We start from the raw sequence: 13,224 nt of genomic DNA, 5'->3' as shown, positions 1-13,224 counted from the left end.
GATTTTTTTATTCCAGCTCAATAATATTTAAATCGAGCAGATGATTCTCTTGGAAACTGATGTTAATATAGTTCGCTCCATTAACTTCAGGAAGATATGCTGGCACTGCTGTAATCTCAACTGTTTCTATAAATCTGCGCCCAGAGTAATAACTAATATAAGCAGGTGCTGTAATGATATAGTCCTCTGAAGTTTTATATGCCAGAGCACCTGTTACGTAATAGCTTTCATCATCAACAAAATTACCTTCATCATCAATCCGTTCACCGGTAAATACATCATCTCCTGTCAGGAAATCCTGACCGAACATAATCGTGCCTGTCATTCCCTCTTCAACCGGCTGCCCCCGTCCAATGAGCTCATCAGGTGTCGTATTTACTTCATTACCTGCTGACGCATCTTCCAATGCTTCATTAATCAGCTGGACCGTATCTTTTTCCGGTTCACTAAAGCTCACTATTAAACGATCCGCTTCAGGCACACTTTCTATAATGTGCGGGCCGTCATGTCCATAGTTATTTGTTTTTATAAATTCATCGCCGTAAAAATACGAAACATAAGAAGCCGTTGTTACAGTATAATCCTGTCCCGCATTGTACTCTATCGGATTTGTACGTATCATATGACCCCGTGCATCGTCTTCACCGCTGTAATTAATCCAGTAGCCTGCTACAACTTCAATACCGTCCATTACATTAACGGGTTCTGCCGGCTCTTCTACTGTTTCGTTTTCAGTTTCTTCGCCATCTGATTCAGCCTCTCTGTTTTCACCGCTGTCAGCATTAGACATTTCTTCAGATTCAGTATTTCCCTCTTCCTCCACTACTTCTGTCGTTTCTTTTTCTGTCTCTCTACTTTCAGGTTCATCAATCGGCACTTCGTCAGTATCTCCGCACCCCGCCAATATAAATGCCCCTGTCAGCATAAGTATTAACAGCCTCATAGCCTCTCCCCCTGTCTTTCCGTCTCCCTTTTAATCAACTCTGACTGTATGTAACATTGTTAACCTATACCCATATTTACCCAAAATAATAAAACACTGCCTGATTTTTATCAGACAGTGTTGAAAAATTATATTTACTTATGGATTATTTGACCATAGTCCAGCGTGTTTCAGTACAACACGTTTGTTTAATTTAAGCTGTGCGACAATCAGTTCAGCCAAATCTTCCGGCTGCATTACTTTATCAGGATTGCCGTCAGTCAAATTAAGTTCAACAGCCATATCAGTTGCGACTGTACTTGGAGTTAATGTTGTCACACGGATATTATGCTTACGCACTTCCATCATCAGTGATTCACTTAAGCGATCACTGCCGCTTTCGACGCAGAGTATGCACTTGTAATTGCGCCGCCTTTTTGTCCGGCAGTTGATGAAATGTTAATGATGTCGCCTGTATTGCGTTCGATCATTTCAGGCAGTACTGCACGCGTTGTGTAATAGACGCCGTTAACATTAACATTTAAAATGTTCGTCCACTCTTCAGGAGTCAGCTCCATAAAGCTGCCGAATTTCGAAATACCTGCGTTGTTTAACAGAATATCTATAGGACCTAATTCACCGCGTATTGATTCTACTGCTGAAGTAATCGCATCGATATCCGATACATCTGCTGCAGCTACTGCTGTTTTAACATCATAGATTTTAAGCTCTTCCTGAACACTCTTCAGATTTTCAATCGAACGGCCAACCAGTCCGATATTTACACACCCTCTGCTGCAAGAGCAATTGCTGTCGCACGTCCGATACCGCGACCTGCACCTTAATTAATGCTGTTTTACCGCTTATGTTTTGCATGTTGAAATCTCCTTTAGTTCATTTATCTCATTAATGATTTTAGCATATTCCATACGTTTAACATAACTTATGAATTCAAAATACCAGTTAATTCATGCAGATGTTTAATCTTATAGTCTGCATATATTTTAGATAAATTCTCCAAGCTGTAAGGATTGTACCAGACTGAATCAATACCTGCCCCGCGGGCTCCAGCAATGTCAGAAACTAAACTGTCGCCGATCATCAGTATTTCATTTGGTTTTAACTTCGCCCTGTCCATACTTTCTGTGAAGAAGTTTATATTTGGTTTTGCATATCCGATATCATCAGAAACATACAAATCAGTAAAGTATTCCTGCAGCCCCGACAGCTGCAGTCTGTTCTTCTGCATTGTCAGTACACCGTTAGAAGCTGCATATATTACATAATCCGATGATATCTCTTTTAACACAGCTTCAATGCCAGGTTCCATAATGTGCTGTTCGCCAAGTAGACTTCCGAAATGCTCCTTAGCGAGATTGCTGTCATAATTCAAGCTAAGTGTCTCAGATAACTCAGCGAACCTTATATTCAGTACATCTGCCACTGACAACAGTTCTGCTTTCTGCTGTTTCCATAAACGTTCATCAATTGCCGAGAACGATTCAAACACATCTTTGTTATATTCAAGATTGAGCATTGAAAAAGTTTCCTTTAACGCACTCTCGCTGCATTTTTTAAAGTTAAATACTGTATCATCGATATCAAGAAAAATAGCTTTATACATACAATTACTCCCGTAAATTATTTAGTTGTAAACTCAAAGTCCACGATATCAATAATAAGATACTCAATGCTTTCATTTGTATGCTGAATTATTATATTCTTAAAGTATAATCTAAACAGATGAGGTGCAATGATGAATATAATCGTTACCAGCCTGTTCGTTGATAATCAGGACAAAGCATTAGCTTTCTATACCGATATCCTCGGCTTCGTTAAAAAACATGACGTGCCAGCAGGAAACTTCAGATGGATTACAGTCGTCTCTAAAGACAACGAGCACGGTACGGAGCTCGTCCTTGAACCGAATGACAATATTGCAGCACAGGACTATCAACAGCCTCATGCAGCAGGGAATACCTGCAACGATGTTCGGAACAGATAACATTGATAAAGAATACGAGAGCTTAAAATCACATGGTGTAGAATTTACGATGGAACCGACAGCAGCCGGTGACATAAAACTCGCAATATTTAACGATACATGCGGCAATTTAATACAGCTTATCGAACAGTGAAAAGGGGCTGGGACATAAATATCTCTAGGCTTTTGTCCCAGCTCCTCTTATTTTAAATCAAACTGAGTTTTGTCAGTCCATCCGGCAGCATCTCGGCAATGTATATATCACCATGCTTATCCACCGTTAAACCATGTCCAAACGTTCCAAATGTCCTGCATCTGCCGATAAATTCATCTTCAGAATTAAACACATAGAGAGCAGGAACCTGGTCGGTCACATAGATAAAACCGTCTTTATCCTGATATATATCCATAGGATGATAAACATTGGATAACTCTTTTAAATACTTTCCGTTCTGATCAAAAATCTGCACCCGGTTATTCTCCCTATCAGTTACAAGTACTCTGTCTTTCTGATCCACTAAAATCGCATGTGGTGTAATGAAGCTTCCTTGTTCCGAACCGATTTTTCCCCATGTTTTTACTAATTCTCCGGAAGGATTAAGATGATGAACATGTGTATTACCGTATCCATCCGAAACGTACATATTATTATCTTTTGAGAATGCAATATCCGAAGGATGATTAAATGGCTCACCCGTATTTCCAGGGTTATTTTTATCTCCCAACATACGGAGCAGTTCTCCATCTTTATTGAAAACTGCGATTCTGTGATGATCCCTTTCCACTACGAAAACTTCACCTGCCGGACTGATTTCCACGTAATGTGCATCTGTAATTTCCTTATTACGCCATTGATTGATCATCTTTCCCTCAGCATTAAAAATCAGCATAAAAGGGTCGCTTCTCTGAAGAACGTATATATATCCCTCATCATCATTTGATACAGCCGTAATATTCTTGAGGTAGTGTGTTGCTTTGTCCTCTGCCCATTGACTGTCCACTCTGTATTTTCTGTCTCCTAATCCGAATACCTGGTAATCCATACTTATAATCACTCCTGAGTAAAATTCCTGTTTTACTGTACAATACCACATTAACAAAAAAAGCACTCCCGGTACCGGGAGTGCTCATCATTTTTTATTGTTCTGTCAGTTCATAAACTTCCTGGAACACAGAACTTGGCGGATCTATATAAAAGTAGTAATTTCCTTCAGAATTATTTACGTTCACTACAAACGGCAGTTCCATCGTTAACGACTCACCTGGATTAATATCTGTAGTAAGCTCTTCTTCTACAGCATATGCTTCCATATAATTAAAACCTTCTCTATCAGTTTCCATCAGAGACAGATTTGAATTCTCTTCGAATTTAAATGCTTCTTCTCCGTTATTAGTTACAGTAACATCTACAACAGCAAGATAAAATCCAGTATCCTCTTCAAAACCAATAAGGTACTCTTCCATTGGCTTTCCTTTAAACTCTCTTGTCAGTGTAAAGTCATTCACTGTTAATGTATACGGCTGATTAATCATAATTGATTCTTCCAGTTCAACTGTATCGCCTACATGATGATATTCACCATCCTCCGAGGCTCCTTCGTTCGCTGCGGCACTCTCTTCAGGTTCCTGTTCTGAAGCGTTATCTTCGTCATCATCCAGAACCGTCTCGTCCGCTTCAGTATTCTCTTCGGGCTCCTGTTCCGATTCACTGTTGCCGCATGCCGCCATCATAAGAAGTAGAGCAATACCAGCAAAATATAAATATTTCTTCATCATAATCTCTCCCCTTAGCTTAAGATATAAAGTAACCTGTTTATTGTAACATTACTTCTTTTCGATTTTTAGCCAAAAATTAAAAACACTCCCAAAATCGGGAGTGCTTTTAATTTATTAACTCGTCATTATTTAAATTTCTTAACCAGTTCAACAAAGGCATCAACAGCAGACTGCAGGAACTCCACTGTTCCCTCGTTATTAATTTTCCCATCATTATCAACTAAATCAAATGAGTTGGCGATATACACTTCGGGCTGCTGTAGCGGGTGCATATTTAAGAATACCAGTGATTGGCGTAAATGGTGATTTGCACCAAATCCGCTTAAATTTGATGGAGACTGACTCATGACTAATGCAGGTTTCCCATCCCATTTACTCTGTCCGTATGGACGCGATCCAACATCCAATGCGTTCTTCATTGCGCCGGACATCGATCGATTATACTCAGGTGTCGCAAACACTACCGCATCAACTTCATTCAATTTACTGCGGAATTCATCGTATTCCGGAGGCGCACCTGCTTCTGTATCGATATCTTCGTTATACAAAGGTAAATCTCCAATATCGATAAATTCTGTTTTATATTCAGACGGGAATAATTCAGCGACGTTTTCGGCAAGTTTTCTAGTGACAGATTCTTTTCTAAGACTTCCGACTATAATACCAACTTTTGTCATATTAAAATCATCCTTCCTAATAATAGTTAACACACTTCAAGTATAAATGATGAGATGAGTTTAGACAAAAAAGCACTCCCCATTTCCGGGAAGTGCTTTCCATATATAAATATATATTAACGTTTTGAGAATTGTGGAGAACGACGGGCTTTTTTAAGTCCGTATTTGTAACGTTCTTTCATACGTGGGTCACGTGTTAAGAGTCCAGCTCTTTTCAGCGCGCCGCGGTGTTCCGGATCTGCTTCAAGTAAAGCTCTTGCAATACCGTGACGGATTGCTTGTGCCTGACCTGTGAAGCCACCACCGTGAACATTTACCAATACATCGTAGTTACCTTCTGTTTCTGTAACTGAGAATGGCTGGTTTAAATCTAAAATTAAGCTTTCAAATGGAAGATAGTCTCTCATATCGCGTCCGTTAACTGTTACTTTACCTTCACCTGGTACTAAACGTACACGTGCAACTGAGTGCTTACGACGTCCAGTTCCTTGATATTCTACTTTAGCCAAATGTTTTCCCTCCTAGTCCTTAACCACGTAACTCGTAGTTTACAGGTTGTTGTGCAACGTGTGGATGATTTTCTCCACCGTATACAAATAATTTTTTGCCTTGTTTACGTCCTAATGGATTCTTAGGTAACATTCCTTTGATAGAAGTTTCTAATAATCTCATTGGGTTTTTCTCTCTTAATTCACCAGCTGATACTGATTTGATTCCACCAACATGACCTGTGTGTCTGTAGTAGATTTTTTGTGAATCTTTTTTACCTGTTAATACGATCTCACTAGCGTTGATTACGATAACGTAATCACCTGAATCTACGTGAGGTGTAAAAGTTGGTTTGTGTTTCCCGCGTAATATTGTTGCTACTTCTGTAGATAAGCGACCTAATGTTTTACCCGCTGCATCTACAACAAACCATTTACGTTCGATAGTTGACTCATTAGCCATAAACGTTTGATCCATAGTAATTTCCTCCTAAATCTCGTTCTATATTGTCGTTTTAAATTAGTCGTTTTTGTCTTTTTATATTCATTATCCTAATAAGTTTCCGGGGCCTATTAATCATGGATGGATATAAAAATGTACCGTTAATTATTAATAATCGAACCGTCATAAAGTCAATGTTTTCATGACAACTTTTACATTTTTATACCATACTTTTTCCAGATAAAGACCTTCGGCCGGTGCTGTTTTAGGAATAACTGTTCTGTCCTTAGCTGCAATCATATTCAGCGTGTCCGGCGTTCTGATACCTCTCCCGCATTCCAGAACGTATGCTGCAATGACGCGCACCATGTTATACAGAAAGCCCGTACCGGTAATGACAAAATCAAAGCCGTCGTTTGTTTCAAGCACTTTAAATTCTTTAATTGTCCGCACTTTATTTTTAATTTCTCCCTTGGCACTGGAGAACGTCGTAAAGTCATGTGTGCCGATAAACGGGTGCATTGCCTCTTTCATCGCTGCGATATCCAGCGCATATGGGTAATGCGTCTTCAATCCGTCGTAAAACGGGTTTTTAGTACCCGTGTAGACCTATAGGGTAGGTCTTCCCAGCTGCATCAAACCGGGAATGAAAGTCGTCAGCGGCAATTTGCACGTCATTAATCATCATCCGGCATCGCTCTGTTTAAAATAAATTTCCATTTTTCAGGCGGTATGTCTAGGGGAGTGTCGAAATGAAAATATTGCTCCACAGCATGTACGCCTGCGTGTTCGTGATGATGCATGAATACGTTAAATTCTTTGTGCATCCGTTTCAGCTGTTTTTCTATCGTGCCCTGCACAGTCCGGAAGTCATGCTGATACTGAAATCCGCTGAAGTTCCGTCCGTTATATGAAATGTTTACTGCCACTCTCATTTAGTTCACTGCCTTACAAATATTAATAATGCGCCGAATAACACAAGCACGAGGAGCGCAATTGTATCCCGTGTTTCCCAGGACAGGAGACGGTAGTGCGTTCTGCCTTCTTCACCCTGATAGCCTCTGACTTCCATAGCAATCGCCATTTCTTCAGCACGCTTAAACGCAGACATAAAGAGCGGAATGAATATCGGCACCAGTGCATTAATGCGCTGTTTTAAATTCCCTGTCATAAATGTCGAGCCGCGTGCACTCTGTGCTTTAATTATTTTCTCCGTTTCGTCCATCAGCGTTGGAATAAATCTCAATGAGATCGACATCATCATCGCAATTTCATGCACAGGAACTTTTAAAGCTTTAAGCGGTCTGCATAGTTTTTCAATCGCATCCGTCAGTTCAATCGGACTTGTTGTCAGCGTCATCAGCGTCGTAATCACAACGAGAAGAATCAGCCGGATTGTAATATAAATACCGGTAACAAGTCCTTCTGATTCGATTGTGAAGAACCCGCCGTCAATTAGTACCGTTCCGCCTTTAGTTAAGAACAGATGCATCAGAAATGTAAATATTAACAGGATAAAAATAAGCTTTAAACCGTTAAACAGAAATCTGATTGATAAGCCTGCCAGTTTAGTCATCGCCAGGACAAACAGTATTAACAAACCATAGCCGAGCCAGTGATTTGCAAAGAACACAATAATCATAAATAGAATACAGTTAGGATTTTTCGCTCTCGGGTCCAGGCTGTGAATCATACTATTTCCCGGGATATATCTCCCGAGCAGCATCGAACTAAGCATTATTCTGCCTCCATTCCTTATACAGCTCAATAAATTCAGCTGTATTTTTTGGAGTGCCGTTTAATACTATGCCTTTTTCGTATAAATCCTGAACAAGCTGAATCACGCGGGGAACTTCCAGGTTATAATGTTTCATAAAATGACTGTCGGTTTATATCAGCAGTCCCGCCTTCTCCTGCAAGCTGTCCTTCAGCCATGACTTTCACTTCATCTGTAAACTCTAAAACATCATTCATATCATGTGTAATTAAAATTACTGTAATACCCATTTTTTTATACACATCGTAAAACAGCTGCATTGTTTCATCATGACTTAGCGGGTCAAGACCCGCTGTCGGTTCGTCCAGTATTAAAATACTCGGCTCCATCGCTAAAATTCCTGCGATTGCAACTTTTCTCATCTGCCCGCCCGAAAGTTCAAAAGGACTTTTCTCAAGTAGTGATTCATGAACATTAAGAAGGTCCAGATAGTAGCACGCTTTTTCTTTGGCAGCTTCTTCACTGACTCCCATATTCATCGGTCCGAACATTACATCTTTCAATACTGTACTTTCAAACAGCTGGTGCTCCGGAAACTGAAACACCATGCCGACTTTAGCTTTTGCCTGATGGATAACCTTTTGCTTTGTTTTCTTCTGCAGTACAACACCGTCTGTTTCAACTGTACCCGAGCTCGGCAGAATCAAGCCGTTCATCGTCTGAATCAGCGTAGACTTACCGCTCCCTGTATGACCGATTAATCCATAAAACTTCCCCGATTCAAATGTCGTATTTATATTTTTTAACGCCAGATATTCGAATGGAGACTTACGGTTATAAAACACATTTACATCCGCAAACTTTATCGTCATAATCGCACCACCAGTTCTTCATGTGTCATATAAGAGCCGTCGAGCAGTGCATCTGAAATTTCTACCGTATACGGTACTTTTAAATTACTCTCCTGCAGCAGTTTCTTATCCCTGTACACTTCTTCCACTGAACCCTGACCGACAATTGCCCCGCCGTTCATCACGATGACTCTGTCGCTCCGTTCAATTTCAGTTAAGTCATGAGTAATATAAAGAATCGTTGTATCCAGTTGTTCATGCAGTCTGCATAAGATAGACAGCACTTCTGTTCGTCCTTTAGGATCCAGCATTGATGTCGCTTCATCGAGAATAAGTACTTCCGGCTGCATCGCAAGTGCACCTGCGATTGCGACTCTCTGTTTCTGCCCGCCTGACAGACGGTGGGGTTCATGTGTACGGAATTCGAGCATATTAACGAGACTGAGAGCATACTCTGTACGTTCGATCATTTCTTCCCGTTCGAGACCCAGATTCTCAAGGCCGAATGCAACATCATCTTCAACAGTTGCTCCGACAAACTGGTTATCCGGATTCTGGAAGACAATCGCAAACTTACGTCTTAGCAGCTGCTTGTTCTCATCGGTTAAAAGTTCACCGCCAACGTAAATTTCACCTTCGTATTCTTCAATAATACCCATGATAATTTTTACCAATGTACTTTTCCCTGAGCCGTTATGCCCGATTATCGAAGTCCATTCCCCCGCATTGAAAGGGATGGAGATATGATCCAGGGCGTATGATTCTTCCGCCCGGTATTTAAATGCAATATCTTTTAATGAAATCATATTTCCACCCCTTTAAAATTTTATGTAAAAAAAGCGCGTACCCTGCAATAAGAGTCGCGCACTGATTGTTATATTGCAGGATACGTCGAGCTAGACGAATGAGCCCTTACGGGCTCACCATCATAACACTCACTCTGCTTTTAAAAGTTTACGCTTCTTCAGTTGTAACTGAAGCGCCTTCTACGAATTCGATAATTACAAGTTCAGCTCCGTCACCACGACGAGTTCCAAGCTTCTTGATGCTTGTGTAACCGCCTTGACGATCTGCGAAACGTGGAGCGATGTCTTCAAATAATTTTTGAAGTGCATAACTTGTTGAACCATCTTCATTGATGATTTCTACGTTACGTACAGTTTGACCAGCACGTCTTTTCGCTGCTAAGTCACCGCGTTTACCTAGTGTAACTAAACGGTCTGCAAGTTTACGTAATTCTTTAGCACGGTCTTCAGTAGTAGTGATGCGCTCACTTACGATTAATGAAGTTGCTAAGTCGCGTAACATCGCTTTTCTTTGGTGTACGTCCAAGTTTTCTGTAACCCATTATTTCTCCTCCTTTATGACTAGTCTTCTTTACGTAGACCTAAATCAAGGTCTTCAAGTTTAAATTTAACTTCTTCCGTGACTTGCGTCCCAGATTACGCACTTTCATCATATCAGCTTCTGTTTTATCAGTAAGTTCCTGAACAGAGTTAATACCAGCGCGTTTCAGACAGTTATAAGAACGTACTGATAAGTCAAGTTCTTCAATAGACATTTCAAGTACTTTCTCTTTCTGATCTTCTTCTTTCTCGATCATGATTTCCGCATTTTGTGCTTCATCAGTAAGACCGACAAAAATGTTTAAGTGTTCAGTGAGAATTTTAGCACCCAATGATACTGCTTCCTGAGGAGTAAGTGAACCATCAGTCCATACATCAAGAGTAAGCTTATCGAAGTTTGTACTTTGTCCTACACGTGTATTTTCAACAGTATAATTCGCACGTTCTATCGGTGTATAGATAGAGTCGATTGGAATTACACCAATTGGCATATCAGCTTTATTATTACCGTCTGCAAGAGTATATCCTCGACCACGATCTGCTGTCATGCGTAATTTCAAGCTTCCGCCTTTAGATACTGTTGCAATCTTAAGGTCTCTGTTTAAAATTTCCACATCACTGTCGTGAGTAATATCAGCTGCAGTCACTACACCTTCACCGCTAAAATCAATTTCCAAAGTTTTTTCTTCTTCAGAATAGATTTTTAAAGCAAGGCTCTTGAGGTTAGTAATAATTGTAGTCACGTCTTCAACAACATTGTCTATTGTCGAAAACTCATGAAGTACATTTTCTATTTCAATCGTCTTAACTGCCGCACCTGGTAATGATGATAAAAGAATGCGACGCAAGGAGTTCCCAAGTGTTGTCCCATAACCTCTTTCTAAAGGTTCTACGACAAACTTACCAAACTTAGAATCTTCCGATACCTCTACTGTCTCAATTCTAGGTTTCTCGATTTCGATCATGTGTAACATATCCTCCCTTTAAACGCCGAAAATATTAGAAAATAATATTGTTCCCAACTACTTAAGCGATTTTATATTTCTTATACACGACGACGTTTAGGTGGACGACAGCCATTGTGTGGAACTGGAGTTACATCTCTGATAGCTGTAATTTCAAGTCCGGCTGACTGAAGTGCACGGATAGCTGCTTCACGACCGGCACCAGGACCTTTAACTGTAACTTCTACAGTTTTAAGACCGTGTTCCATCGCTGCTTTAGAAGCAGTTTCAGAAGCCATTTGTGCTGCGAAAGGAGTAGATTTCTTAGAACCTCTAAACCCTAATGCACCGGCAGATGACCATGAAAGAGCATTACCGAACTCGTCAGTAATTGTAACAATTGTATTGTTAAAAGTTGAGCGGATGTGTGCTACACCTGCTTCTATATTCTTTTTCACTTTACGTTTACGTGATTGTTGTTTGCGAGCCATTTTTTATCCTCCTTTACTTTAGTAACTATTTATTTCTTCTTGTTCGCTACTGTTTTAATTGGACCTTTACGAGTTCTTGCGTTGTTCTTAGTGTGTTGACCATTAACTGGTAAACCACGACGGTGACGCATTCCCTTGTAAGAACCGATTTCCATAAGACGTTTAACGTTTAAGTTAGTTTCACGGCGTAAGTCACCTTCGACTTTATACGCGTCTACTACTTCACGAATTTTGTTTAACTCATCTTCTGTAAGATCTTTAACTCTAGTATTTTGATCAACTGATGCTTTAGCTAAAATTTCGCTAGCGCGTGTTGGTCCAATACCGAAAACATATGTTAAAGAAATTACAACACGTTTGTCACGTGGTACGTCAACTCCTGCAATACGAGCCATATCTTTGCACCTCCAAATTAAATATTAACCTTGTTTTTGTTTGTGTTAGGGTTTTCACAAATTACCATTACTTTTCCTTTTCTGCGGATAACTTTACATTTTTCACAGATAGGTTTTACTGATGGTCTTACTTTCATGTTTTTTACCTCCTTAGAATATGGAGTCTCTTATTTAAAACGATAAGTGATTCTGCCACGTGTTAAGTCATATGGTGACATCTCAACTGTTACTTTATCACCAGGAAGTATGCGTATATAGTTCATACGAATTTTACCTGATACATGAGCTAATATCTCATGACCATTTTCTAATTCTACTTTGAACATTGCATTTGGTAAAGTATCAAGCACTGTACCTTCCAGTTCAATTACATCTTGTTTACTCACTTCTTTTCCTCCTTATACAGCATTTCAATTCCTATTATAGAAATTTGCTCTAGGTGACGATTCACTTCGTCTAATAACGACTCTCTCGTATACATATAGACATAGCAACATTCACCTAAATTGCTGCAAGGTGAACATTTCTATAAGCCATTAAGAATTTCATCGACTTCTTCGAAAACTTCTTCTATATCTTTTGAGCCATCTACTGTAGCTAGAACTCCAAGACCTTTATAGAAATCTAGAAGTGGTGCTGTCTGTTTAATATTGACTTCCAGACGGTTTTGTACTGTTTCCGGATTGTCATCTTCGCGCTGGTATAATTTACCGCCGTCTAAGTCACAAATACCCTCTGTCTTAGGCGGGTTAAACACTAGATGATAAGTCGCACCGCAAGTTTCACAAATGCGTCGGCCAGTCAGTCTGTTCATCAGTTCCTCTTCAGGCACTTCAACATATATAGTCTGATCGATCTTAGAGTCAAGCTCTGTCATGATGTTATTCAATGCTTCTGCCTGTTCGACAGTTCTAGGGAAACCATCCAGTAAAAATCCATTTTTTACATCACTTTGAGAAAGACGCTCTTTCACGATACCAACCGTTACTTCGTCGGGAACAAGTTCTCCCTGGTCCATAAATGCCTTGGCCTGTCTTCCTAAATCCGTCTCGTTTTTAATCGCGAGACGGAACATATCTCCTGTAGAGATATGAGGAATCGAGTATTTTTTGATTATTTTCGCAGCTTGAGTACCTTTACCTGCACCAGGCAAGCCCATAATAATAATGTTCATTATTCTGTTTCCTCCTA

At 40.0% G+C, this 13,224-nt stretch carries 17 protein-coding genes and 5 pseudogenes; 1 reads left to right on the top strand and 21 read right to left on the bottom strand.

What is annotated here, in order from left to right:
• Window positions 1–7: 7 nt before the first annotated feature.
• The 3 genes and pseudogenes from G4D76_RS09780 to G4D76_RS09770 all read right to left on the bottom strand — a co-directional run bounded on the left by G4D76_RS09780 (window position 8) and on the right by G4D76_RS09770 (window position 2,546).
• Complete coding sequence (locus G4D76_RS09780) at window positions 8–943, bottom strand: hypothetical protein (RefSeq protein WP_213809769.1); 936 nt, start codon at window positions 941–943, stop codon at window positions 8–10.
• 138 nt (window positions 944–1,081) lie between these two features.
• Window positions 1,082–1,798: pseudogene (locus tag G4D76_RS09775) on the bottom strand (3-ketoacyl-ACP reductase).
• A gap of 67 nt (window positions 1,799–1,865) precedes the next feature.
• Entirely contained in the window at window positions 1,866–2,546 is a 681-nt protein-coding gene (locus G4D76_RS09770; RefSeq protein ID WP_213809768.1) for a YjjG family noncanonical pyrimidine nucleotidase, read from the bottom strand.
• Window positions 2,547–2,678: 132 nt separating this feature from the next.
• Between G4D76_RS09770 and G4D76_RS09765 the strand changes: the two are divergent.
• A pseudogene (locus G4D76_RS09765) lies at window positions 2,679–3,060 on the top strand (VOC family protein).
• Between the two features lie 52 nt (window positions 3,061–3,112).
• Here G4D76_RS09765 and G4D76_RS09760 read toward each other — a convergent pair.
• The 18 genes and pseudogenes from G4D76_RS09760 to G4D76_RS09680 all read right to left on the bottom strand — a co-directional run bounded on the left by G4D76_RS09760 (window position 3,113) and on the right by G4D76_RS09680 (window position 13,207).
• A complete protein-coding gene (locus tag G4D76_RS09760; RefSeq protein ID WP_250130315.1) occupies window positions 3,113–4,000 on the bottom strand; it encodes an NHL repeat-containing protein in 888 nt (295 codons plus the stop codon).
• Window positions 4,001–4,043: 43 nt separating this feature from the next.
• Window positions 4,044–4,682 (bottom strand): DUF4352 domain-containing protein, encoded by a 639-nt coding sequence (locus tag G4D76_RS09755; RefSeq protein WP_213809766.1) that lies wholly within the window; start codon window positions 4,680–4,682, stop codon window positions 4,044–4,046.
• Between the two features lie 125 nt (window positions 4,683–4,807).
• Window positions 4,808–5,359 (bottom strand): NADPH-dependent FMN reductase, encoded by a 552-nt coding sequence (locus G4D76_RS09750; protein WP_092595597.1) that lies wholly within the window; start codon window positions 5,357–5,359, stop codon window positions 4,808–4,810.
• A 116-nt stretch (window positions 5,360–5,475) separates the two neighbouring features.
• Window positions 5,476–5,868 (bottom strand): 30S ribosomal protein S9, encoded by a 393-nt coding sequence (rpsI, locus tag G4D76_RS09745; RefSeq protein WP_026859079.1) that lies wholly within the window; start codon window positions 5,866–5,868, stop codon window positions 5,476–5,478.
• 19 nt (window positions 5,869–5,887) lie between these two features.
• On the bottom strand, window positions 5,888–6,325 hold the full coding sequence (gene rplM / locus G4D76_RS09740) for a 50S ribosomal protein L13 (protein WP_026859080.1): 438 nt from the start codon (window positions 6,323–6,325) through the stop codon (window positions 5,888–5,890).
• A 147-nt stretch (window positions 6,326–6,472) separates the two neighbouring features.
• Window positions 6,473–6,862: a tRNA pseudouridine synthase A gene (locus G4D76_RS09735; protein WP_213809765.1), complete on the bottom strand. Its 390-nt coding sequence runs from the start codon at window positions 6,860–6,862 to the stop codon at window positions 6,473–6,475.
• A gap of 104 nt (window positions 6,863–6,966) precedes the next feature.
• A complete protein-coding gene (locus tag G4D76_RS09730) occupies window positions 6,967–7,224 on the bottom strand; it encodes a tRNA pseudouridine synthase TruA family protein (protein ID WP_213809764.1) in 258 nt (85 codons plus the stop codon).
• 5 nt (window positions 7,225–7,229) lie between these two features.
• Complete coding sequence (locus G4D76_RS09725) at window positions 7,230–8,027, bottom strand: energy-coupling factor transporter transmembrane component T family protein (RefSeq protein WP_213809763.1); 798 nt, start codon at window positions 8,025–8,027, stop codon at window positions 7,230–7,232.
• On the bottom strand, window positions 8,020–8,163 hold the full coding sequence (locus tag G4D76_RS15175) for a hypothetical protein (protein ID WP_250129907.1): 144 nt from the start codon (window positions 8,161–8,163) through the stop codon (window positions 8,020–8,022). Before G4D76_RS15175 ends, G4D76_RS09725 begins: the two co-directional genes overlap by 8 nt.
• Complete coding sequence (locus tag G4D76_RS09720; protein WP_250129906.1) at window positions 8,150–8,878, bottom strand: energy-coupling factor transporter ATPase; 729 nt, start codon at window positions 8,876–8,878, stop codon at window positions 8,150–8,152. Before G4D76_RS09720 ends, G4D76_RS15175 begins: the two co-directional genes overlap by 14 nt.
• Window positions 8,875–9,663 carry an energy-coupling factor transporter ATPase gene (locus G4D76_RS09715; protein WP_026859083.1) on the bottom strand — a complete coding sequence of 263 codons (789 nt, stop codon included), beginning with the start codon at window positions 9,661–9,663 and terminating at the stop codon, window positions 8,875–8,877. Before G4D76_RS09715 ends, G4D76_RS09720 begins: the two co-directional genes overlap by 4 nt.
• Window positions 9,664–9,811: 148 nt before the next feature.
• A pseudogene (gene rplQ, locus G4D76_RS09710) lies at window positions 9,812–10,205 on the bottom strand (50S ribosomal protein L17).
• 19 nt (window positions 10,206–10,224) lie between these two features.
• Window positions 10,225–11,168 (bottom strand): annotated as a pseudogene (locus tag G4D76_RS09705) (DNA-directed RNA polymerase subunit alpha).
• An 80-nt stretch (window positions 11,169–11,248) separates the two neighbouring features.
• Window positions 11,249–11,638: a 30S ribosomal protein S11 gene (rpsK, locus tag G4D76_RS09700; RefSeq protein ID WP_026859086.1), complete on the bottom strand. Its 390-nt coding sequence runs from the start codon at window positions 11,636–11,638 to the stop codon at window positions 11,249–11,251.
• A gap of 29 nt (window positions 11,639–11,667) precedes the next feature.
• Complete coding sequence (gene rpsM, locus G4D76_RS09695; protein ID WP_026859087.1) at window positions 11,668–12,033, bottom strand: 30S ribosomal protein S13; 366 nt, start codon at window positions 12,031–12,033, stop codon at window positions 11,668–11,670.
• A gap of 24 nt (window positions 12,034–12,057) precedes the next feature.
• Window positions 12,058–12,170: pseudogene (rpmJ, locus tag G4D76_RS09690) on the bottom strand (50S ribosomal protein L36).
• 30 nt (window positions 12,171–12,200) lie between these two features.
• Entirely contained in the window at window positions 12,201–12,419 is a 219-nt protein-coding gene (infA, locus tag G4D76_RS09685) for a translation initiation factor IF-1 (protein WP_017547668.1), read from the bottom strand.
• Window positions 12,420–12,559: 140 nt separating this feature from the next.
• Entirely contained in the window at window positions 12,560–13,207 is a 648-nt protein-coding gene (locus G4D76_RS09680; RefSeq protein WP_213809761.1) for an adenylate kinase, read from the bottom strand.
• Window positions 13,208–13,224 lie beyond the last annotated feature (17 nt).

This window comes from Jeotgalicoccus sp. WY2 (genome assembly GCF_018437745.1).
GTDB classification, from domain to species: domain Bacteria; phylum Bacillota; class Bacilli; order Staphylococcales; family Salinicoccaceae; genus Jeotgalicoccus; species Jeotgalicoccus psychrophilus.
Note: the sequence above shows the minus strand (reverse complement) of the source record. Positions and strands in the feature narration are given on the sequence as shown.

What these genes read in the sequence shown, in the direction of transcription:
- G4D76_RS09760 (WP_250130315.1), bottom strand. Translation starts at nt 4,000, where the DNA reads ATGTGGTATTGTACAGTAAAACAGGAATTTTACTCAGGAGTGATTATA.
- rplM (WP_026859080.1), bottom strand. Translation starts at nt 6,325, where the DNA reads ATGGATCAAACGTTTATGGCTAATGAGTCAACTATCGAACGTAAATGG.
- G4D76_RS15175 (WP_250129907.1), bottom strand. Translation starts at nt 8,163, where the DNA reads ATGAAACATTATAACCTGGAAGTTCCCCGCGTGATTCAGCTTGTTCAG.
- G4D76_RS09680 (WP_213809761.1), bottom strand. Translation starts at nt 13,207, where the DNA reads ATGAACATTATTATTATGGGCTTGCCTGGTGCAGGTAAAGGTACTCAA.
- G4D76_RS09720 (WP_250129906.1), bottom strand. Translation starts at nt 8,878, where the DNA reads ATGACGATAAAGTTTGCGGATGTAAATGTGTTTTATAACCGTAAGTCT.
- rpsM (WP_026859087.1), bottom strand. Translation starts at nt 12,033, where the DNA reads ATGGCTCGTATTGCAGGAGTTGACGTACCACGTGACAAACGTGTTGTA.
- G4D76_RS09730 (WP_213809764.1), bottom strand. Translation starts at nt 7,224, where the DNA reads ATGAGAGTGGCAGTAAACATTTCATATAACGGACGGAACTTCAGCGGA.
- G4D76_RS09750 (WP_092595597.1), bottom strand. Translation starts at nt 5,359, where the DNA reads ATGACAAAAGTTGGTATTATAGTCGGAAGTCTTAGAAAAGAATCTGTC.
- G4D76_RS09715 (WP_026859083.1), bottom strand. Translation starts at nt 9,663, where the DNA reads ATGATTTCATTAAAAGATATTGCATTTAAATACCGGGCGGAAGAATCA.
- G4D76_RS09725 (WP_213809763.1), bottom strand. Translation starts at nt 8,027, where the DNA reads ATGCTTAGTTCGATGCTGCTCGGGAGATATATCCCGGGAAATAGTATG.
- rpsK (WP_026859086.1), bottom strand. Translation starts at nt 11,638, where the DNA reads ATGGCTCGCAAACAACAATCACGTAAACGTAAAGTGAAAAAGAATATA.
- G4D76_RS09770 (WP_213809768.1), bottom strand. Translation starts at nt 2,546, where the DNA reads ATGTATAAAGCTATTTTTCTTGATATCGATGATACAGTATTTAACTTT.
- G4D76_RS09755 (WP_213809766.1), bottom strand. Translation starts at nt 4,682, where the DNA reads ATGATGAAGAAATATTTATATTTTGCTGGTATTGCTCTACTTCTTATG.
- G4D76_RS09780 (WP_213809769.1), bottom strand. Translation starts at nt 943, where the DNA reads ATGAGGCTGTTAATACTTATGCTGACAGGGGCATTTATATTGGCGGGG.